We start from the raw sequence: 20,788 nt of genomic DNA on the forward strand, positions 1-20,788 counted from the left end.
TGATGAGAGCATTTGACGAACAGACGCCCCGCCGCCCGGTCAGCAAGACGATCGGCGGCGTGACCTTTGAAGATCCCTACGACTGGCTGCACGCCGAGACCGACGAAGTGCGGGACTGGCAGCGTGCGCAGGTGTCCAAGGCCATGGCGGCGATCCGGTCGTCGCCGAACTTCGAGCCGGTGCTGGAGTCCGTGCGCGCACGGCCCCTGGCTGTCGAGGCCACGCTCAGCGCCAGCGTGAAAGCAGCCGGGAAGCGGTTCTGGCTCGGGCGGAACGACAAGGGGACAGCTCAAGTCCTTCGCGTGGACGACCGGGTCCTCGTCGACTCCGACGACATCACGGCACAGCGCGGAGACGGGCGGCCGACGGCCTTCCTGTACGCGATTCCGTCGCCAGACGGCAGGAAAGTGGCGTTCAGCCACTCGGCAGGCGGCGAGCCGTTCGGCCACTACGGTGTCGCCGACGTGGAAACCGGCCGGCTGCTGGACGTCGCGGAACCCACCATGCAGGGCAACATGCTGCGTGTCGACTGGCTGCCGGACGGCACCGGCTTCTTCCTGCACGGCCGCACACCCGAAGGAAAGCACGCACTCCGGTTCGCACGCGTCGCCGAGGACGCGCCCCAGCACCCGGAGGCGGTGTTCGAGTTCACCGACGTCTCGCCGACCGCTTTGGGCTTGACGCCCCAGGTCTCACCGTCGGGCCGGTACGTGCTGGGCGTGACCGTGCCGCACGAATACGTGGCGTCCGTGATCGGGGACCTGGAGACCGGGCAATGGCGCCGGTTCACGCCCGCCGGTTTCACCGAAGAACTCCACGGCGCCTGGCTCGACGAGGAGACCTACCTGGCGATCGCGACCGACACGCCACGGGGCCGAGTCGTGGCGATCCCGGTGGCGACCTCGACCGACCGGGAGACCTGGCGGGAGATCATCCCGGCGGGCGAGCGTGTCCTGCGGTCGCTGGACATTGTGGACGGACGGATCGTCATCGCCGCCCTGAAGGACGTCTCCCTGGACATCAGCGTGCACGAACTGGACGGCACGTTCGTCGGCACCGCACCCCTGCCGCGGGCCAGCGCGTCGTTCGGGCTCGTGCTGGATCGCGTCCGGCCACGGTCCGAGGAGTTCACCTTCGCGGCCAACACCTTCACGTCGGCCGACACCAAGTACCGGCTGGACGTGGCCGGCGTCGATCTCGAAGTCCTCGAGGACGGCGAGACCCTCGACGGCATCACGGTCGAGCAATTCTTCGCGACGTCCGCCGACGGCACCCGCGTGCCGTACTTCGTCCTCGCGTGCGGGGGCGCCACCGGCGGAAGGCCGGCACTGGTCAACGCCTATGGCGGGTTCAACATCCCGTGGCTGCCGGTGTTCCTCGGCGACACTCTGCCGTTCCTCGAAGCAGGCGGCATCTACGTGCGGGCGAACCTGCGCGGGGGCAGCGAGTACGGGCGCGACTGGTACGAGTCCGGGCGGCGGCAGCACAAACAGAACGTCTTCGACGATCTGCGGGCGGTCGCCGAAGACCTGCTCGACCGCGGAATCGCCAGTTCGCTGGCGTTCCATGGAGCCTCCAACGGCGGTCTGCTCGCGGGCGTGGCCGCGGTGCAGCAGCCGGAGCTCTGGCAGGCCGTCGTCGCCCAGGTGCCGGTGCTGGACGTGCTGGAACCACTGTCCGGTGTGGAGGGTGCGGGCGCGATCCTGGCCGTCTACGCCAAGGATTACGGCGACGCCCAAGATCCCGCTGATGCCAAGGTCATGGCCGCGTACTCGCCGTACCACAACGTGCAGCCGGACGTCGCGTATCCGGCGGTGCTCCAGGTGATCGGCGAGCACGACATCGGCTGCCCGCCGTTCCAGGGCAGGAAGTTCACGGCCGCCCTGCAGTACGCGACCACGTCGGACCGGCCCGTGCTGCTGCGGATCTGGGACGACGTCGGTCACGGCAGCATCGATCCGGTGATCGGCGCCGAGGTCCGGGCCGAGATCCTGGCTTTTGTGATGGATCAGCTCGGTCTCACAGCGCGCCCCACACGCGCGACCGCGCTTTGAGCTGGTCGTGCACCAGGGCGATCGACGGCGTGGCCAACCCACCCGGGCGGGTGACAAGGAAAGCGGTGTTCAGCGGTTGCACCTGCGCCTGATGCAGGATCTCCACCGAACCCGCGGTGAGCGCGGGCTCGGCGATGTAGCGCGGCAGCACTGAGACGCCCGCGCCCGCGACCACCGCCGCGAGCACCGCACGCAGGTCCGGGACCGTGATGGACGTGGCATTGGGTGGCCTGCGGCCGAACTCCGACCGCCAGTACCGGCGGATGATCGGCAGGTTCCGGTCGTAGGCCACCAAAGGCAGGTGCGCCAACGCCTTCACCGGATCCTCGGCCAGCCGGGCGGCGTCGATCGTCCGGGCGAGCGGCGGTGGTCCGACCAGGATGAACTCCTCGTCGACAAAGGTCGTGACGACGACGTTCCCGCGCTTGGGCCGGATGGCCGACATCACGAGGTCGAGCTGGTCGTCGTACAGCGCGGCGAGCAGGTTCTCGGCGAGGTCCAGCGTGATGTCCAGCCGAAGACCCCGGCTGGTGAGCGGAGCCAGGGCCGGCAGGATGCGCGCCGCCATCATCTCGGCGGGCCCGCCGAGCCGCACCGTGCCGGAGACCTGGGAGCCGGTGTCGAGCTCCACTGTGAGCTGATCGAGATGCGGGCCGACGCGAGCGGCGAGATCATCGGCGAAGGCCGTGGGGACCACGCCACGGCCGGAACGGACGAACAACGGCGTGCCGAGCTCCTGCTCCAGCTTCGCCAGCTGGCCACTGACCGCCGGCTGGGTCAGCCCACGCCTGGCGGCGGCCGCGGTGAGCGACCCGGTGCGGTGGATCGCCAGGAACGTGACGAGCAGATCGAGGTTCGGCACGCAACACCCCATCCATAAGAATCGTTATGGCTCTGGTGAGCCTACCGGATGATTTCTGATGGAATGGCCGTTGTCGTGAGCACCGCGTACGAAAGGAAGACATCCCGATGGCCAAGGTTCTGATGGTCCTCACCGGCGCCGACTCGCTCGTGATGACCGATGGTTCGGTGCACCCGACCGGCTTCTGGGCCGAGGAGGTGGCCGCGTCGCACAAGGTGTTCACCGAGGCAGGCATCGACGTCGACATCGCCACCCCGGGCGGTGTGCGGCCGACGCCCGACCAGGGCAGCATGGTCGCCCCGTTCGTGGAGTACCTGGACGGCATCGCCGACGTCCTCGCCAAGCCGCTCGCGCTCAGCGAGGTGTCCATCGACGACTATGACGCCATCTACTTCCCCGGAGGTCACGGCCCGATGACCGACCTCGCCCAGGACCCGGACGTGGCACGGCTGCTGCGTGCCTCCGTCGACCAGGGCAAGATCGTCGGCTCGCTGTGCCATGGTCAGGCCGCGCTGCTGAGCACGGCTGCCGGCGGGGAGTTCGCGTTCGCGGGCAAGCGCCTCACGGTGTTCAGCAACGCCGAGGAGCTCAACGGCGGCACCGGGGAGAAGACGCCGTACTTCGTCGAGACCCGGCTGCGCGAACTCGGGGCGATCGTCGAGGTCGGCGCGCCGTGGTCGGACACCGTGGTCGTCGACGGCACCCTGATCACCGGCCAGAACCCGCAGTCGAGCACACAGACCGCGAACCACGTGGTCGCCGCCTTGCGGAACGAAAGCCGATGAACGTCGGCACTGTCTATCATGGACGGTGCCGCGAACGGTTCGATCCTGACACACGTGCCGGGGCCGCGCCCGGCACCGGGCGCGGCCCCGGGTGAAAGTGCTGTCAGGACAACGACTTCACTTCACGCCTCCGGCGGTGAGCCCGGCGATGATCCGCCGCTGGAACACCAGGACCAGGACGACCAGCGGGACCGTGACGACCACGCCCGCCGCCATCTGGGTGCCGAACGGCTGGTCGAAGCCGTACGCGCCGGTGAACCGGGAGATGGCCACGGTCGCGGTCTGCATCGACTTGTCATTCACCATGGACAACGCGATGATGAACTCGTTCCACGCCGTGATGAACGTGATGATCGCGGTGGTGAACACGCCGGGCGCGGCCAACGGCAGGATGATCCTGCGGAACGCCTGCAACCGGGTGCAGCCGTCGATCATCGCCGCCTCTTCGAGCTCCCCGGGCATCTGCCGGAAGAACGCGGTGAGGTTCCACACCGCCAGCGGCAGCGCGAACGACATGCTCGGCACGATCATCGCCTGGTAGGTGTTGATCCAGTCGATGTCCGTGACGAGCTTCAGCAACGGCACGACCAGCGAGATGCCGGGGAACATGGAGGTCGCGATGATCAGCGCGGCGACCGCGTTCTTGAACCGGAACCTCAGCCGGGCCAGGGTGTACGCCGCGGAGAGACCGATCAGCAGGGTCAGCACCGTGGCGATCCCGGCCACCACCACGCTGTTGACCAGCGCGCGGCCGAACCCGACGTCCACCCCGAACACCGCGGTGAAGTTCGTGACCGAGATGGGGTCCGGGATGGGGGACAACGAGAACTGGTCCGACGGACGGCGGAACGCCGACACCAGCATCCAGTAGAACGGCGACAGGCAGTACATCAGGATCGCCGCCAGCCCGGCGTACCGGAGCACAGCACGAGTGTTCACGCGTGCACCACCCCGGGTCGCACCAACGGTTCTTCCTTACGCGCACGGTCCTTTCTGATGCGTTCCCGCGCCTCGCCGATCACGTCCGCGCCCAGAAGCTTCACGAACACCAGCGCGACAACAGCGACGTAGCCGAACAAGACCGTGGCGTAGGCCGCGGCGGGCCCGAATCTGAGGTTGCTGGCCTCGTCCCAGGCCAGCATCGTCAGGGTCTCCACGGATTCCTTGCGGTTGCCGATCAGCACGAACGGCAGGTCGAACATCCGCAACGTGTCCAGCACCCGGAACAACACCGCGACCACGAGCACCGGCCGGACGAGCGGGAGCGTGATCGAGAAGAACTGGCGGACCGGGCCGGCACCGTCCACTCTGGCGGCCTCGTAGACGTCCCGCGGGATGATCTGCAGCCCGGCCAGCACCAGCAACCCGATGAACGGCGCGGTCTTCCAGATGTCCGCGATCATCACGGCGGCCTTGGCCTGCCAGCCCTCGGTGGTCCACAGGACCTGGCTGCCGATGATCGCGTTCGCCACGCCGTCGGCCTGGAAGATCCACTGCCACAGGATCGCCGAGACGGCCGTGGGGATCGCCCACGGCACCAGGATGCCCGCCCGGACGATGCCACGCCAGCGCAGCGCCTGGTGCATCACCAGCGCCATCGCGACGCCGATGACCACCTCGGCGGCCACGGTCACCACGGTGAAGAACGTGGTGTTGCCAAAGGCGTTCCAGAACCGCGCGGCGGCCGGTCCGCTGAACATCGCCGCGTAGTTGTCCAGTCCGACGAACCGCTCGCCCTGCACGACAAATCCCTCGGCGTCGACCGTCTGCCCGGTCTGGTAGAGCGATTCCCGCAGGGCCGCCACCAGCGGATAGCCCACGACCAGGCCGAGCACGACGAAGGTGGGGGACAGCAGCAGGGCGGCGAGCCGTCCGGCTTCACCCGCCGCCCTGCCACGCCGGGGCAGCACGGTCACTTGAGCAGGTCCTGGAGCTTGACCTGCAACTCCCGCAACGCGGTGCCGCTGTCCTTGGCGCCGGTCAGCGCCGCGTACGCGGCTTCCTGGATCGCGGTGGTGACGTCGCCGTAGCGCACGGCCTTCGGCCGCGGCTTGGCGCTGAGGATGGACTGCTTGAGGATCGGCAGGTACGGGAACTGCTTGCCCAGCTCAGGGTCGTCGTACAGCTTGGTGCGGGTCGGCGCCTGCGAGGTGGCCAGCAGGTTCGAGCGCTGGGACACGTCGTTGGTGAAGTACTTGATGAAGTCCAGCGCGGTCGCCTTGTTCCTGGCGAACGCCGAGATCGCGAAGTTGTGCCCACCGAGGCTGGACACCCCGGGGCCGGCTCCGTCACTGGGCAGCGGCGCGACGTCGAACTTGCCCGCGACCTGCGACGACCCGTCGGTCTTGTTGGCCAGCGCCCACTGGTAGGGCCATTGCCGCATGAAGACCAGCTCACCGGCCTGGAACGAGCGGCGGCCGTCCTCCTCCTTGAACGTGATCGCCTTCTGCGGGATGACCCCGCTCTGGAAGCCCCGCACCAGTTTGTCCAGCCCGGCCCTGGCCTGCGGAGTGTCCACAGTGGGCTTGCCGGACTCGTCCACGATCGTGCCGCCCGCGGAGTTCACCGCCTCGGCGAAGTTCACCGTCAGGCCTTCGAACTTCTCGAACTGGCCGGTGTAGCAGCCGATGGCCGCGGCTTCGGGCAGCGCCTTGACCTTCTGGCACGCGGCGGTCAGCTCGTCCCAGGTCTTCGGCGGCTGGACGCCCGCCTTCGCCAGCAGGTCCTTGCGGTAGTACAGCAATCCGCCGTCGGAGTACACCGGCACGGCGTACAGCCTGCCGCGGTACTCGGCCGTGTCCACGGCGGGCTTGAGGAAGTTCTCCAGGTCGAACTCGTCACGCGGCAACTCGACGACCCAGCGGTTGGCGGCGAACTCGGCCGTCCACACCACGTCGAGGTTGAGGATGGTGTAGGAGTCGGACTTGACCTGCGCGTTCTGCACCAGCTGCTGGCGCTGGGCGTCCGCGGACTCGGGCAGTTCGACGATCCGGACCTTCTCGTTCGGGTGCTGGGCGTTCCACTCGTCGGTCAGCCGCTGCATGTTGTTGGACGTGTCCTTGCCGGTGACCATGGTGATCTCGCCACGGCCTTCGAGCGCCGGAGCGGCGTTCGTGCCCCCGGGAGATCCCGATCCGCCGCTGTCACTGCCGCACGACACGGCCAGTAATCCCACGCAGGCCAAGGCAGCCATGCGCAGCCCGGTCGTCTTTGACCCCGCCATCAGCTTTCTCCCATCACCGGTTGAGGTGTCACAAATCCAGGGGCGCGCTGCTCCGCGACACGATCCGGCCGTCCAGCAGCACGCCGGACCGGCCTGGCCCCGCGTCGAGCAGCCGGACGAGGGTGGCCGTGATCTCGGCGGCCGGCTGGCGGACAGTGGTCAGCCCGCCTTCCACCGACGTCGCGAGCAGTGAGTCGTCGAACCCGGTCACCCAGATGTCATGCCCGGGGCGCAGTTCGCGGCGCCGCACCTCGCTGATCACGCCCACCGCGAGCAGGTCACCCGCCGCGACGATGGCTGTCGGCGGTTGTGCCGCGTCCAGCAGTGTGGCCGCAGCGTGTGCGGCGCCTTCCATGCTGTCCGAATCGGCGTACGCCGCCTGCTCCGGCAGGCCCAGGCGGCGGCATTCGTCCCGCCATCCGCGCTGACGGTCCTTCGCCGCGCCCACGGGCACCGGATCGCGCCAGCCCAGGAACGCGATCCGGTCGTGGCCCGCCGAATGCAGCCCGCGGACCAGCTCGGCGCACGCTCCAGCGCCGTCCACGTCGACCCACCGCCCGGGCTGCTCGCCCTGCTCGGGCCAGGTGCGTCCGAAGGACGCGAACGGGACGCCGCGACTGGCCAGCCACCCGTGCCGGGGGTCTCCGTCGACGGTGTCGGACAGGATGAAGGCGTCCACCGCCCGCTGGGCGATCAGATCGGCGTACGTGGCCAGGCCTTCGGCACCTTCGGGTGCGGTGAACACCAGCAGGCGCCGCCCGGTGGCCTCGATGGCCTCGGTCAGCGCGTGCAGGAACGGGTCGGTGAACAGGCTCCGGCCGGGGTGCCGGGCGAGGCAGTAGCCGATCAGCCCGGCCTGGCGGGTGGCCAGGCTGCGCGCGGTCCGGCTCGGCTGGTAGCCGAGCGATTCGATCGCGGCCCGGACCTTGAGCCGGGTGGCGGGGTCGACCCGCTCGGGGGCGTTGAGCACGTTGGAGACGGTCTGGCGGGAGACGCCGGCCTGCGCCGCGACCTGCCGAAGCGTCACCGCCTGTCCGTCTGTCGTCACTGCCCACTCCAGACCGCCGGTCACGCCTGGTCATTTGACCGGTCAAATGACCAACTGTGGCCGACCGGTCGCCCCCTGTCAAGGCTGGGCGATCCGTTCGGCCATCACGCGACGGGGAGTGGCCCTGGGTGGCTCATGGTGCGGCAGTGGTGGACACGCGGTGCCGGAATGGTGCACGCGACGCTGCCCGCCACGTGACCAGGGGCAGGAGCAGTTGCGTGAGCGGTCCGACGGCCAATGCGTAGAGCACGGTGCCGACGCCGACCGTGCCACCCAGCAGCCAGCCCGCTCCGAGCACGATCACTTCGATCCCGGTCCGCACCAGCCGGACCGACCAGCCGGTACGGGCGGTCAGACCGGTCATCAGCCCGTCGCGCGGGCCGGGGCCGAGGCGGGCGCCGACGTAGACCGCGGTGGCGGCGGCGTTGAGCACGATGCCCCCGGCCAGGAACACGATCTGCCACGCGAGGAGCCGCTGGTCCGGCAGGACGGCCCTGGCCAGGTCGACCGACACCGAGACCACCACGATGTTGGCGATCGTGCCGACGCCGGGGCGTTGCCGCAGCGGAATCCACAGCAGCATGACCACCAGCGACACGATGGCCGTGATCGTGCCGAACGTGAGCCCAGTGCGCTTGGTCAGCCCGTCGGTCAGCACGTCCCACGGGAAGAGGCCCAGGTGGGAGCGGGACAGCATGGCCATGCTGACGCCGTAGAGCACGAGACCGGCGAGCAACTGGCCGCACCGGCGGACCGGCGCATGACGGAGACTGAGTGAACTGAGATCAACGGGTGCCACGGCGTCAGTCTCCGGGACAACTGGTCTGGCATTCCAGGGCCAATGGCGGATAATTGGCCTTATGACCGCCACCATCCCGCTGGGAAGCCGCATTTCGGGCGAGAGATTGGCCGTTTTGCTGGGGGAGTGGCGGCGTCGCGGCTCCCGGCACGGATCGACTGATCTGGCGGCCGCCGTCGAGATGTACGTCCTCGACGGCCAGTTGCCGATCGGGACGCGCCTGCCTGCGGAGCGGGAGCTGGCGGCCGCCCTGGGCGTGAGCCGCACCCTGATCGGCGCGGCATTGGACCGCCTCAGGGAGGACGGGATCGTCGCCAGCCGTCAGGGCGCGGGATCGTGGATCGCGGGCACGGGCGCACGCCGCCGAGACCTCGAGATCCCGGTCACCGACGGCATCTTCGACCTGGCGAAAGCCGCGCCTTCGGCGTTGCCCGGGCTGACGGCCGCGGCCGACGCGGCACGCCATGACCTCGCGGCGTACGTCACGGGCAACGGTTACGTCACCGGTGGTCTGCCGTCCCTGCGGTCACGGATCGCCGAGCGGTACACCGCGCGTGGCCTGCCGACCACCGAGGAGCAGGTGATGATCACCGGCGGCGCGTACTCGGCTTTTGTGCTGTGCCTGCGAATGCTGGCCGGGCCGGGCGATCGGGTGCTCGTGGAGCAGCCGACGTACCCCAACGCGCTGGACGCGTTGCGCGCCGCGCATGCCCTGCCCGTGCCAGTCGCGCTGGACCCGGGCGAGGGGTGGGATCTGGCGGGCGTCGAGGCGGCGCTGCGCCAGGCGTCACCCCGGTTCGCCTATCTCATGGCCGACTTCCAGAACCCGACGGGCCATCGGCTCGATGCCGAGCAGCGGGAGCGTCTCGGTGGCCTGCTCGCCCGCACACGCACGCCGGTCGTCATCGACGAGTCCCTGGTGGAACTCGACTACGACAGTGACCCACTCGACGGGCCGCCGCCGCTGGCGTCGTTCGCGGGAGAACTGTCCCTGACTCTCGGCTCGGCCTCGAAGTCGCACTGGGGCGGCCTGCGGCTCGGCTGGATCCGTGCCTCGGCCGATCTGCTGGACCGGTTGCTGTCCTCGCGGTTCGCCGTGGACCTCGGCGCTCCGGTGTTCGAGCAGTTGGTGCTCGCCGCGATGCTGGAACCCGCCGGATACGCGGCGTTGGCCCAGCGGCGGCAGGATTTCCGCGGCCGGCGGGACGCGCTGGCCGCGGCGCTTGGCCACTACTGCCCGGATTGGACGTTCACGATGCCGTCCGGCGGGCTTTCGTTGTGGTGCAGGCTGCCCAAGCCGATGAGCACGCGACTGGCCGTGTCCGCGGCGAACCACGGCGTGCAGCTGGCGCCTGGTTCCCGGTTCGGTGTGCACGGCGGGATGGAACGGTGGTTGCGGGTGCCTTTCGCCCTGCCGTCCGAGCACCTGAGCGAGGCCGTGCGGCGGTTGAGTCTCGCGGTGGCGTCAGTTCGCAGCTGCGCTGGTGTGCCCGCGGTGAACGTGCCCGTCGCGTAGGCCGCCCGATGGAGTGTCACCAGTCGTGGACGGTCCCGTCGAGCAACCGGTTCACGGGCAGGTAGGCCGGTGCGTACGGATGCGCGGCGGCGAGTTGCTCGTCGAGCTCGACGCCGATCCCGGGAGCGTCACCCGGATGCAGGTAGCCGTCGGTGAAGGTGAAGGCGTGCGGGAAAACCTCATGAGTCAGGTCCGTGTACCCGGAGTACTCCTGGATTCCGAAGTTGTGGATCGCCAGGTCCAGGTGGATTCCGGCGGCCATGCCGACGGGGGAGATGTCCTCGGGGCCGTGAATCCCGCTCCTGATCTGGTGCAGGGCGGCGAAGTCGAACAGCTTCTTCAGCGGCGTCACTCCTCCGAAGTGCGTGACGGAGGACCGGACGTAGTCGATGAGCTGCTCGTTGACGAGTGTCTGGTAGTCGAAGACCGAGTTGAACACCTCGCCGATCGCGAGCGGTGTGGTGGTGTTCCGGCGGACCAGACGCAGCCCGTCCTGGTTCTCCGCCGGTGTGCAGTCCTCCAGCCAGAACAGGTCGTACGGCTCCAGGTCCCTGCCCAGCCGGGCCGCCTGGATCGGGGTGAGGCGGTGATGGACGTCGTGCAGCAGCGGCAGTCGCGGGCCGAACTCGTTGCGGACTTCTTCGAACACCGCGGGCACGTGCCGCATGTAGGCCGCGGAGTCCCAGTCCTCGACCACCGGCAGCACGCCCTGGTCCAGAGTGGACCGGACGCCGTACACCTTCCGGAGACCCGGGATGCCGGTCTGCACCCGGATCGCGGGATAGCCCTGGGCGATCCGGGCGTTGATGGAGTCGAACAGCTCGGGCATGTCGCTTCCGTGCGCGTGCCCGTACGTCCTGACCCGGTCACGGCTTTTGCCGCCGAGCAACTGGTACAGCGGCAGACCGGCCACCTTGGCCTTGATGTCCCATAACGCCACGTCCACAGCGGCGATCGCGGCCATCGTGACGGGTCCGCGCCGCCAGTAGGCGCCACGGTAGAGCGACTGCCAGGTGTCCTCGATCCGGTGCGGGTCCGTGCCGGTCAGCAACGGCACCACGTGTTCGGACAGGTAGGTGGCGACGGCCAGTTCACGGCCGTTGAGCGTGGCGTCGCCGAGCCCGGTGACGCCGTCGTCGGTCTCGATCTTCAGTGTGACGAAGTTGCGGCCAGGACTGGTCACGATCACGTCCGCGGCGACGATCCATGGATTCCCTTCACCCCTTGGTCGCCCCGGCAGTCCGGCCGGAGACGGTGGCGAGCGCGAGTTTTTCACGGGGTTCAGGGATGGTGTGCATGGCCGGGTAACTGCATCTAGGACTACGAACACGGTAAAATAGATAGTGACGAAATAAAGCCATCGCAAGGACGGGGCAGCGGGCCCGGCGTCCGCCACCGTCGCCGCGAATTCGCTCAGCCTGCTTGGCAGATTCCGGTGCGCCACGCCCAAGCGGCGACCTCGACCCGGTTGCGCACGCCGAGTTTCCGTTGCACGTTCGCCAGATGCGTTTTCACCGTCGCCTGGGTGACGTACAACTCGGCCGCGGCTTCCTCGTTCGTTCGGCCTTGTGCGACCAGTTTCACGACCGCCAGTTCCCGCTCGGTCAACGGTTCGATGGGCGCCTGTTCCGGTGCGGCGGGTTCGTCTGTGCGCTGTGGAGCCAGATGCGACAGCAGCCGGACGGTCACCGTGGGGGAGATCAACGACATCCCGTTGGCCGCCGCCCGGACGGCCTCGACGAGCAGGGCGGGGGACATGTCCTTGAGCAGGAACCCGCAGGCTCCGTTGCGCAGCGCCCGGTAGACGTACTCGTCCAGGTCGAACGTGGTCGCGATCACCACGTTCAGCGGATCGCGGACGTCCGGGCCGGCCAGCAGCCGAGTCGCCTCCAGGCCGTCCAGTCTGGGCATCCGGATGTCGAGCAGGCACACGTCCGGGCGCAGCCCGCGGGCCTGGTCGACCGCGGCCTCCCCGTCGCCGACGGTCGCGACGACCCGCATGTCGGGCTGGGAGTCGAGGATCATCCGGAACGCCGATCGCATCATCTCCTGGTCGTCGGCGATCAGCACACGGATCGTCATGCCGTTGATGATGGCAGCACGGCGGTGACCGACCATCCGCCACCCGTTGGCCCCGCGGTCAGCCGGCCACCGGCCGACTCGACGCGCTCGGTGAGCCCGACCAGACCGAAACCGCCGCTGGGCAGGCCGTTGTCGGCGGCGATGCCGTCGTTGGTCACGGTGATCGTCACGGAACTCCCTTCGTCACGCGCGCGGATCTTCACCCGGGTCACCTCCGCAGCGTGCCGCAGGATGTTGGTCAGCGATTCCTGGACAACGTGTTTCGCCGCGTCGAGCGTCTCCTGCGGAAGATCACGCGCGGCGATGCTCTCGTCGATCGACGTCGTCACCGGGGGACCGGTGAAGGTGCCCGCGGCCGCGGCCACCGCGTCCGGCAGTGTCTGATGTGGACGGACCGGTTCGCCGTCGTCCCGCAGCACGGTGATCATGCCGCGCATCGACACCAGCGCCTGGGAGCCGGCCTTCTCGATCCCGGCGAGCATGTCGTCGAGTGCCTCGGGTGACGGCGGCAGGCCAGCCGCCGTGGTGAACCGCACCGCCTTGGCCTGTGCGACGATCGCGGTGACGTGATGGGCGACAAAATCGTGCAGGTCACGGGCGTATTCCAGGCGCTGTGCCTGGCGGGCGAGCTCGAAGGCGTCGACGCGCCGCCGGTCGTAAAGGCGCATGTACATGCCGAGCATCGCCACGAAGGCCATGCCGAACAGGATCGCCGCGCCCATGAGAGGCCGGTACTCCTCGTCCGGGAGGCGCAACGGCAACAGCGGCGCCGCGACGACGAACAGCGCCGTCAGCCACGTCGCTGGCAGCGGCCGGAACTGGATGATCACCCTGACCGTCAGCGTCGCCAGGCCGAGCATCTCGATGATGCCGAAGGTGTTGTCCGGCGGCACCGGCAGTTGCGTGCAGATGATGGTGAACGTGATCGACAGCACGGCGATCGCGCTGACGGCCGCCGCGGACACGGTCGGCATGAGCAGCGTCGCCACGGGCAGCAGGCCGCAGAGCAGGATGCCGACCGCGCCGGGCACCGACTCGACGCTGAGCGCCTCGACGATCACCAGGAACACAGCCACCGCGGCGAGCACCGCGGTGGTGACGCGCTGCGGCCAGGAGAGTCTGTCGAAGATGCCCAGCATGGCGGCAACGCTACGACAGCGGTGATCCACCGGCCTCATTCTTTCGGCTGAGCGGTGCCGCTCTCATTCGCCTGTGTGGCTGATCCGCCGGGCCGTCGCCCGCGCACATGATCGGTGGCGTCAGATCAAGGCGACGAGAACGGTGTGTGATGGATCAGCGAACGGTCGCCGCGGCCGACCAGCTCGGCAAGGTCTACGGAACCGGCCAGGCGGCCGTGACGGCCCTGGCGGGGGTGTCGGCGCGGTTCCAGCGGGGCGAGTTCACCGCGGTGATGGGGCCGTCCGGCTCGGGCAAGTCGACGTTCCTGCACTGCCTGGCCGGGCTGGACACGCCGACCTCGGGCAAGGCGTGGATCGGCGGGGTGGACCTCGGCTCGTTGACCGAGGCCAAGCTCACCCGGCTGCGGCGGGAGAAGATCGGGTTCGTCTTCCAGTCGTTCAACCTGCTGCCCACGCTGACCGCGTGGGAGAACATCGTGTTGCCGCTGTCGTTGGCCGGCGTGCGTCCGGACACGGCGTGGACCGAGCAGGTCATCGATGCGGTCGGGCTGGCCGACCGGCTCGGCCACCGGCCGTCGGAGCTCTCCGGTGGCCAGCAGCAGCGCGTCGCCTGTGCTCGGGCGTTGGTCTCGCGGCCGGAGATCATCGCCGCGGACGAGCCGACCGGTAACCTCGACTCCCGTACCGGCGCGCAGATCCTTGGCTTGTTTCAGATGTGTGCACGCCAATGGGGGCAGACGGTCGTGATGGTCACGCATGACCCGATCGCCGCCGGATACGCCGACCGCGTGCTGTTCCTGGCTGACGGACGGCTCGTCGACGAGATGGCGCGGCCGACCGCCGACCGCGTGCTGGACCGGATGCGCCGCTTCGACGCGCAGGCGGTGCACTGATGTTCCGGATGGCGATTCGTTCGATCCTGGCTGTAAAAGTCCGTTTCCTGCTGCCGTTGGTGGCCGTCACGCTGGGCGTCGCGTTCGTCTCGGGTTCGCTGCTGTACGGCGCTTCGGTCCAGGCCACTTTGGATCGTACCCAGCCGGACTTCGCGGTGCAGGTCAGCCCACGGGTGATCACCACGCCGGTGCCCGCGAGCCTGGTGTCACAGTTGCGCGGCGTGCCCGGTGTCGGCGAAGTACGGCCCGTCGCGGAAGGCCGTGCGTTCATCCTCGACAAGAACGGGTCGCTGGTCGGGCCGCCGGTGCTGGCCGGTGGCGTGAATTACGACGGTCACCACCGGCTCGTCGGTGGACAGGAACCGGCGTCTTCGGACCAGATCGCGATCGACGACTGGACGGCGAAACGTACCGGTTACCAGGTGGGTGATCAGTTCCGTGTCGTCGTCGGCGGGACGGCCCGGCAGGTCCGGCTGGTCGGGATCTTCACTGCCCCGGACGATGCTCGCGTCGCGCAGGGCGGCACGTTGACCGCGTTTGACGAGGCGACCGCGCGGAACTTGTTCGCCAAGTCGCCGGACAGTTACACGGCGGTCAACCTGACCACGGCTCCCGGTACGAGTGAGGGCACGCTCGCGGCGAATGTCAGCGCTGTCCTGTCGAGGGACTTCGTCGCCGACACGGCGACGGAGATGACCAAACCGGGCTCCGACAACAAACTGACCGAGATCCTGCTGGTGTTCGCCGGTGTGGCGTTGTTCGCGTCGGTTTTCCTCGTGGCCAACACATTCACCATGCTGTCGGCGGCACGTGCCCGGGAACATGCGCTGCTGCGGGCTGTCGGAGCCGAGCGTCGTTACGTACTGAGGATGGTGCTTACCGAAGCCGTCGTGTTGGGCGTGGTGGCCACGGTTCTCGGCTATCTGCTGGGGATCGGCGGCGCGGCCCTGTTGAGCTCGCTGTTCTCGGTCACCGACGGGCCACCGGTCGAGTTGCGGGTGTTCGGCGTCGGCCCGGTTCTCGCCGCGCTCGGTGTCGGCGTGGGCGTGACGGTTCTGGCGGCGTACGTTCCTGCCCGCCGAGCCGGTTCGATTCCGCCGATCGCCGCACTGCGGACCGGGCTCCCGCCGTCCGGGAAGTCGTTGCGCCGTCGCAACATTACCGGTCTCGTGGTGACCGGTCTCGGCGCGCTAGCCACGGTGGCGGGGTTGAGTACCCAGGACCTGATCTACTTCGGCGCGCCGCTGTTGCTGATCGGGTTGATCATCCTTACGCCGCTGTTCGGGGTTTGGCTGACCGCGTTGTTGCGGCGACCGATGACGCGGCTGGCGGGCGTTCGGGGAACGCTGGCCGTGGAGAACACGCGCCGCAATCCGCGCCGGACAGGCGTGACAGCCAGCGCCCTGATGATCGGGCTGTCCATTTGCGCCGCTGTGACCGTGCCGATCGCGTCGGTCGCGGCGCAGGACGCGCAGCGTGCGGACACCGGGGATCGTGCGGACATCCGGGTCACCGGGATCGATTTCGCCGAGATCGGCCCGGACACCGCGGCCCAGATCGCTCAGCTGCCCGATGTCGCGGCCGTCACGCCGTACGTCCCGGTGAACATCCAGTTCGGCCGGGACTGGCTGAACGCGGCCGGCGTGAACGCCGCGACGATCGGGGACTTCCTGTCCTTGCACGTCCAGGCGGGCTCTTTGGACCGGTTGGCCGACGGCATCGCGGTGAGCAGCACGGAGGCCAACCGTCACAACTGGACGGTGGGCAGCGTGGTTCCCGGCAACCTGCCGCTGCCGGTCGTGGCGATCTTCGACGCGCCTGACGGTTTCCGGTATGAGGCGCTGGTGGACCAGTCCCGAGCGCCTGCGGGAGAGTCACCGTCGACGATCCTGGTCAGGGCGGCGCCGGGGAAAACCGACAGTCTCAAGGCGGACATCCAGCGCACACTGGACAATCCGACCCTGGTGGTGCGGACCCGGGCGGAGTACGTCGAGGCCGCGGGCGGCGAACTCGACACCGTGCTGAACGTCCTCTACGCGTTGCTCAGCATCTCGGTGTTGATCGGCGCCCTGGCCGTCGTGAACACGATGACGATGTCCACAATGGAACGGATCAGGGAGATCGGCCTGTTGCGCGCGGTCGGTCTCGCCCGTCGTCAGGTCGGTACGATCCTGCGGCTGGAGTCGGTGATCATCGCCGTCCTGGGTGCCGTGGCCGGACTGGTGGCCGGGTGCGTCGTCGGTGCGGTGGCCGTGCGGAGTCAAGGCGGCATCCCGATCGTCATGCCATGGGACCGGCTGGGCCTGTTCGTGGTCGTCACGGCCGCGATCGGCATCCTGGCGGCGTTGTGGCCCGCGTGGAAGGCAGCCAGGATCCCGATCCTCCAGGCGGTCCACACCGACACCGACTGATCCTCCTCGTGAGTGTTTATCCGGGTTCTAACCCTGCTAACCACTCACGAGGGTGAAGGTGGTGGTTGTGCCGGTGAACGGGGTGATGGCGCCGGTCCAGCCGTTCTTCCAGTCACCGTTGTGCACGATCCGGTATGTGCCCGGGGGAGTGCCGGCCGGGATCGTCCAGGTGATCGTCGCTTCCGAGTTGGCGATGCCGGCTCGCTTCCAGTGGTAGCGCGTGGACCAGTCGCCGTCGTCGGCGTGCCGCGTCCAGGTGCCGTCGACAAGGCGTTGCACCTCAAGGAATGTGCCGTTGCGGTGCAGGTTGTTCTTCGGATGGCCGGTGACGAACACCGCCGTGGCCGTCTGACCGGGCCGGTAGCTCGCGGCCGGCTGGGTCAGGACCTGGCCGAAGCTGTGTGACGGGTTCTTGTCGTCGAACACCACGCCGGTCTGCAGGTTGATGTCGGTGAACGGGGGTTTGCCCGGCGCCGGGCCCGCGGGCAGTGCGGTCCCGGCGCGCAGGGATGCCGCGAGTTTGCCGAATTCCTGTTGGTAGGCCGGGGTTGTGTTGCGGCCGAACAGGGTCGAGCCGCCCTCGTACTGCTGGAGGTCGTACTCCTCCGGTGTGGTGACGTACTGGCTGTATTCGTTGGCATAGCCCTGGATCAGCACGTGTTCCACCGGAACACCCAGTTCCTGGGCGACACTGCGGCGGATGCGCAGCCCGGCGACGATCGTGACCTCGCCGGGAACGGCCACCAGGTGCAGCTGGCCGAGTTTGACGATCTGCAACGGCACGATGTCCGGTGTCGCCTGCACCATTCCGGTGGGGACGAGTGAGGCCTTCGGGTACTGGCAGTCGCGCAGCCATTGCGGCACTTCGATGTTCAGTGGTTCGAACAGCTTCTTCCACGGGCTCTGCATGCCTTCGTCGAACCCGGGCAGGGCCGGGCCGTCCTCGACACTGCCCGCCATGGTCGACGCCCCGACGACCCCGGAACACGTGCTGCCCGGTTTGCCGTCGGTGGTGTACCTGCCGTCCACCGCCACCTTGCTCATGTCCACGAACCGCATCCGGTGGTCGACCGAGCCTGTGATCGCGGTCTGGGGCCCGTTGTAGATCTCCTGCGCCTTGCGGTTCTGCCGTTCGCCGATGATCCGGGTGTTCTCGACCTCGTCCTCGGTCGGGCCGGAGCCGGGCTTGAGGTTCAGGTTCGGCGACATGTCCCCGGCGTTGGTGTTCGGGAACGCCGCGACGAACCCCGGCCGGTTGTCCAGATAGCGCACGCCTTCGTCGTCGTGCTCCCACTGGTAGGCGGCGTAGCCCTTGTTGTCCGGGCTGATCAATGTGTTCGCGTTGGTCATCGACGTGTTGTGCGTGGCGAACCACGTGATCGCGCCGACATCCGTCGACCCCTGCCTGAGCCGCAGGACTGTCATGGCCGGGTCGATGGCGTTCGGGAAGAAGGCCTTGTCCGGGGCCGCGTTGGCGTTGAACGCCACCCGTGACCGGTTCACGCTCGCGTTGGTCAGCTCACCGCGGCCGATCGACAGGGAGCCGGGCTTGAGGTCGTCGTGCGCCTCGGTGATCGACTCGACGATGCCGTCGGTGATCGCGTTGAGCGTCTGCGGCTGCATGCCGAGGATGGAGAGGTTGTACGCGAGGTTGTGTGAGTAACCGCCCGGGCCCGCGTGGGTGTGCGTGGCGGAGAGGAGCACGTTCTCCTTGGTGTAGAGGTCGCCGTACCGCGGCTTCAGCTTGGCCAGCACGGCTTCCTGAACGGCCCGGAAGATCATCGCGAGGTCGGCGTTGACGTACGCCACCCGCTTGCCGCTTGCCCGGTCGACCACGACGTACGCGCGGGACCGCTGGCGCTGGTGGATGCCGGTGGTCTTCTGGTCGAACTTGGAGTAGCCCATCATGCCGTTCTCGGCGGCGGGCCCGGTGACGTCGGAGATGCCGCGTCCGACCAGGTACGGTTCCGGCGCCGCGGTGGCCGGCAGCCCGGTGAACACCAGTGCCGCCGCGAGGACCGCCGGCATGCCCGACCTTCGCATCGCTCCTCCTCGCCTCGCCACCGAAATACGCGAAAGGAATTCATCTTTCTCGGCACGATAGTGATCCAGCGCATCGAGGACAAGACACAGCGTGATCACCATGGCCTGTCGGTGGGCGCTGCTAGCCTGCGAAGGTGGGGATGACGGAGATCAAGACACTCGATGAACTGGTCGAACTGACGGGGGAGCCGCTCGACCAGGTGCGGTGCAAGATCCAGGACCGGATCGACGCGCACGCCCGCACGCTGATAGCCCACTCGCCGTTCGTGCTGTTGGCGACGGCGGCGCCGGACGGTTCCTGTGACGTGTCGCCGCGTGGTGATCCCGCGGGGTCCGTGCTGGTTGTGGACGATCGTACGCTGGTGCTCGCCGATCGGCCGGGCAACAAGCTGCACGACAGCCTGCGCAACATCGTGGCCAATCCGCACGCCGGGCTGTTGTTCGTCGTCCCGGGCATGAACGAGACGCTGCGGGTGAACGGCCGTGCCAAGCTCGTGTCCGACGCGCCGTTCTTCGAGGACCTCGTGGTCAAGGGCAAGCGGCCGAAGCTGGCCGTGGTGGTCGAGGTCGAGCAGCTCTACATGCACTGCGCCAAGGCGTTTCTGCGGTCGTCGCTGTGGCGGCCGGAGACCTGGCCGGACCGCGCGACCCTGCCGAGCATGGGCACGGTCCTCAAGGGCCAGATGGGCCTCCCGCAATCGGTCCCCGAACTCGACGCGATGCTGGAGAAAGGCAGTCAGTACCAGTACTGAGCGGGAAACCGGGGCACGCGTCAGGCGTGCCCCGGCTGAGCCATTCGCGGGCCCAGGTCGACCGCTTCGGGGGTGATCTGGTGGCCGCCTGGGTGGCGGTGCGCGGTGAGGTTCACCGACCGTTTCCGCAGATGCGCCACCAGGTCCTCGTGTCCAGGCAGACGTGGGACGGTGCCCTCCTGGAAGGGCTGCGTCGCCTTCACGGCCGGGTGCAGTTCGCCGTCGTCGGCAATGCCTGGCCGCACATGCGCAGCGGGATGGCGAACGCCGGACTTCTGAAGATGGTGGATGTCGTCGTCCTGTCCTGCGAAATCGGGTTCGCGAAGCCCGATCCCCGCATCTACGCGGCGGCTCGAGACCCTGCGCGACGGCAGCCTCCCGTCTGATGCTGTCGACCGTCGCACCAAGCTCCCTTACACCGTAGCCTCGCCGCCGCCTGCCCGGCCAGCGCCTGAGCACCTGTCAGGTGCATGGTCGGCGCAGGCTCGTCCTTCAGGTCGGCAGGTGCGACCCGAAGGACGAGTCGGCCAGGGCGCCGCTTCGACACGGTGGTGGTGAACAGCACTGTCGTCGAAAGGGAACAGGCATGTCGGAGGGGACGAACCGCCGGACGGTTCTTGCCGGAGGGCTCACGGTCGGCGCGGGGCTCGCTGTCGGCTCCACACTGGCCAGGACAGCGACCGCCGGCACGACACCCGCGCCGAACACGCGACGGTCGGTGTCTCTGGTGGTCAACGGGACGAGACGGCGCCTCGAGGTCGATCCCCGGACAAGCCTGCTCGACGCCCTGCGCGACCAGGTCGGCCTGACCGGCGCGAAGAAGGGCTGTGACCAGGGTGCGTGCGGGGCCTGCACGGTGTTGCTGAACGGCAGGCGGGTGCTGTCCTGCCTGACGCTCGCAGTCATGCACGACGGCGACGAGGTGACGACTGTCGAAGGGCTCGCCAGCGGCGACCGGCGACACCCGATGCAGCAAGCGTTCATGGACCTCGACGGGTTCCAGTGCGGGTTCTGCACGTCCGGCCAGATCGTGTCCGCGGTCGGGTTGCTGGCCGAGAAGCCGGACCTGCGGCGCGCGGAGATCCCGGAGCTGATGAGCGGAAACCTGTGTCGCTGCGCGGCCTACTGCAACATCCGCGACGCGATCGCGACCGCGGCCGGCCTGGGCGAGGACGGCTGAC

18 protein-coding genes are annotated in these 20,788 nt (G+C 68.6%); 8 read left to right on the forward strand and 10 right to left on the reverse strand.

The window, feature by feature from the left end; all coding sequences use genetic code 11:
• The first annotated feature begins 2 nt into the window (after positions 1-2).
• A complete protein-coding gene (locus tag GC106_RS12830; protein WP_173128917.1) occupies positions 3-2,054 on the forward strand; it encodes a prolyl oligopeptidase family serine peptidase in 2,052 nt (683 codons plus the stop codon).
• Here the strand turns inward: GC106_RS12830 and GC106_RS12835 are convergent.
• Positions 2,020-2,916, reverse strand: a complete 897-nt coding sequence (locus tag GC106_RS12835; protein ID WP_173128919.1) for a LysR family transcriptional regulator — start codon at positions 2,914-2,916, stop codon at positions 2,020-2,022. The two genes, GC106_RS12830 and GC106_RS12835, sit on opposite strands and share 35 nt — an antisense overlap.
• A gap of 107 nt (positions 2,917-3,023) precedes the next feature.
• On the opposite strand from GC106_RS12835, the gene GC106_RS12840 reads away from it, so the two are divergent.
• Positions 3,024-3,701: a type 1 glutamine amidotransferase domain-containing protein gene (locus tag GC106_RS12840; protein ID WP_173128922.1), complete on the forward strand. Its 678-nt coding sequence runs from the start codon at positions 3,024-3,026 to the stop codon at positions 3,699-3,701.
• Between the two features lie 117 nt (positions 3,702-3,818).
• Here GC106_RS12840 and GC106_RS12845 read toward each other — a convergent pair whose 3' ends face one another.
• The 5 genes from GC106_RS12845 to yczE all read right to left on the reverse strand — a co-directional run bounded on the left by GC106_RS12845 (position 3,819) and on the right by yczE (position 8,771).
• Positions 3,819-4,640: a carbohydrate ABC transporter permease gene (locus tag GC106_RS12845; RefSeq protein WP_312872621.1), complete on the reverse strand. Its 822-nt coding sequence runs from the start codon at positions 4,638-4,640 to the stop codon at positions 3,819-3,821.
• Entirely contained in the window at positions 4,637-5,617 is a 981-nt protein-coding gene (locus tag GC106_RS12850) for a carbohydrate ABC transporter permease (RefSeq protein WP_173128925.1), read from the reverse strand. The genes GC106_RS12845 and GC106_RS12850 overlap by 4 nt, the downstream gene beginning before the upstream one ends.
• Positions 5,614-6,924 (reverse strand): ABC transporter substrate-binding protein, encoded by a 1,311-nt coding sequence (locus GC106_RS12855; RefSeq protein WP_217280454.1) that lies wholly within the window; start codon positions 6,922-6,924, stop codon positions 5,614-5,616. Before GC106_RS12855 ends, GC106_RS12850 begins: the two co-directional genes overlap by 4 nt.
• A gap of 28 nt (positions 6,925-6,952) precedes the next feature.
• Positions 6,953-7,972, reverse strand: coding sequence for a LacI family DNA-binding transcriptional regulator (locus tag GC106_RS12860; protein ID WP_173128927.1), 1,020 nt, complete (start codon positions 7,970-7,972; stop codon positions 6,953-6,955).
• A 133-nt stretch (positions 7,973-8,105) separates the two neighbouring features.
• A complete protein-coding gene (gene yczE, locus GC106_RS12865; RefSeq protein ID WP_173128928.1) occupies positions 8,106-8,771 on the reverse strand; it encodes a membrane protein YczE in 666 nt (221 codons plus the stop codon).
• A gap of 61 nt (positions 8,772-8,832) precedes the next feature.
• Here yczE and yczR point away from each other — a divergent pair, with 61 nt between their 5' ends.
• Positions 8,833-10,287 carry a MocR-like transcription factor YczR gene (yczR, locus tag GC106_RS12870; protein WP_173128931.1) on the forward strand — a complete coding sequence of 485 codons (1,455 nt, stop codon included), beginning with the start codon at positions 8,833-8,835 and terminating at the stop codon, positions 10,285-10,287.
• A 16-nt stretch (positions 10,288-10,303) separates the two neighbouring features.
• On the opposite strand, the gene manD is transcribed toward yczR, so the two are convergent.
• From manD to GC106_RS12885, 3 genes are all read right to left on the reverse strand, one after another.
• On the reverse strand, positions 10,304-11,491 hold the full coding sequence (gene manD, locus GC106_RS12875; protein WP_173129777.1) for a D-mannonate dehydratase ManD: 1,188 nt from the start codon (positions 11,489-11,491) through the stop codon (positions 10,304-10,306).
• A 209-nt stretch (positions 11,492-11,700) separates the two neighbouring features.
• Entirely contained in the window at positions 11,701-12,369 is a 669-nt protein-coding gene (locus tag GC106_RS12880) for a response regulator (protein ID WP_173128934.1), read from the reverse strand.
• A complete protein-coding gene (locus GC106_RS12885) occupies positions 12,366-13,508 on the reverse strand; it encodes a sensor histidine kinase (RefSeq protein WP_173128937.1) in 1,143 nt (380 codons plus the stop codon). Before GC106_RS12885 ends, GC106_RS12880 begins: the two co-directional genes overlap by 4 nt.
• A 149-nt stretch (positions 13,509-13,657) precedes the next feature.
• Here GC106_RS12885 and GC106_RS12890 point away from each other — a divergent pair, with 149 nt between their 5' ends.
• Both GC106_RS12890 and GC106_RS12895 read left to right on the forward strand, forming a co-directional pair.
• On the forward strand, positions 13,658-14,401 hold the full coding sequence (locus GC106_RS12890) for an ABC transporter ATP-binding protein (protein WP_173128939.1): 744 nt from the start codon (positions 13,658-13,660) through the stop codon (positions 14,399-14,401).
• An 8-nt stretch (positions 14,402-14,409) separates the two neighbouring features.
• The gene (locus GC106_RS12895) at positions 14,410-16,812 is read left to right on the forward strand and encodes an ABC transporter permease (protein ID WP_217280455.1); all 2,403 of its coding nucleotides are present in this window, start codon (positions 14,410-14,412) and stop codon (positions 16,810-16,812) included.
• Between the two features lie 36 nt (positions 16,813-16,848).
• Here GC106_RS12895 and GC106_RS12900 read toward each other — a convergent pair whose 3' ends face one another.
• The gene (locus GC106_RS12900; RefSeq protein ID WP_173128945.1) at positions 16,849-18,855 is read right to left on the reverse strand and encodes a neutral/alkaline ceramidase; all 2,007 of its coding nucleotides are present in this window, start codon (positions 18,853-18,855) and stop codon (positions 16,849-16,851) included.
• 134 nt (positions 18,856-18,989) lie between these two features.
• Between GC106_RS12900 and GC106_RS12905 the strand changes: the two genes are divergently transcribed.
• The 3 genes from GC106_RS12905 (at position 18,990) to GC106_RS12915 (ending at position 20,787) form a co-directional block, all read left to right on the forward strand.
• The gene (locus GC106_RS12905; RefSeq protein ID WP_173128949.1) at positions 18,990-19,607 is read left to right on the forward strand and encodes a pyridoxamine 5'-phosphate oxidase family protein; all 618 of its coding nucleotides are present in this window, start codon (positions 18,990-18,992) and stop codon (positions 19,605-19,607) included.
• Between the two features lie 80 nt (positions 19,608-19,687).
• Complete coding sequence (locus tag GC106_RS12910) at positions 19,688-19,993, forward strand: HAD family hydrolase (RefSeq protein ID WP_173128951.1); 306 nt, start codon at positions 19,688-19,690, stop codon at positions 19,991-19,993.
• A gap of 200 nt (positions 19,994-20,193) precedes the next feature.
• The gene (locus tag GC106_RS12915; RefSeq protein ID WP_173128953.1) at positions 20,194-20,787 is read left to right on the forward strand and encodes a (2Fe-2S)-binding protein; all 594 of its coding nucleotides are present in this window, start codon (positions 20,194-20,196) and stop codon (positions 20,785-20,787) included.
• Position 20,788 lies beyond the last annotated feature (1 nt).

The organism is Kibdelosporangium persicum, assembly GCF_013280595.1.
Lineage (GTDB): Bacteria > Actinomycetota > Actinomycetes > Mycobacteriales > Pseudonocardiaceae > Kibdelosporangium > Kibdelosporangium persicum.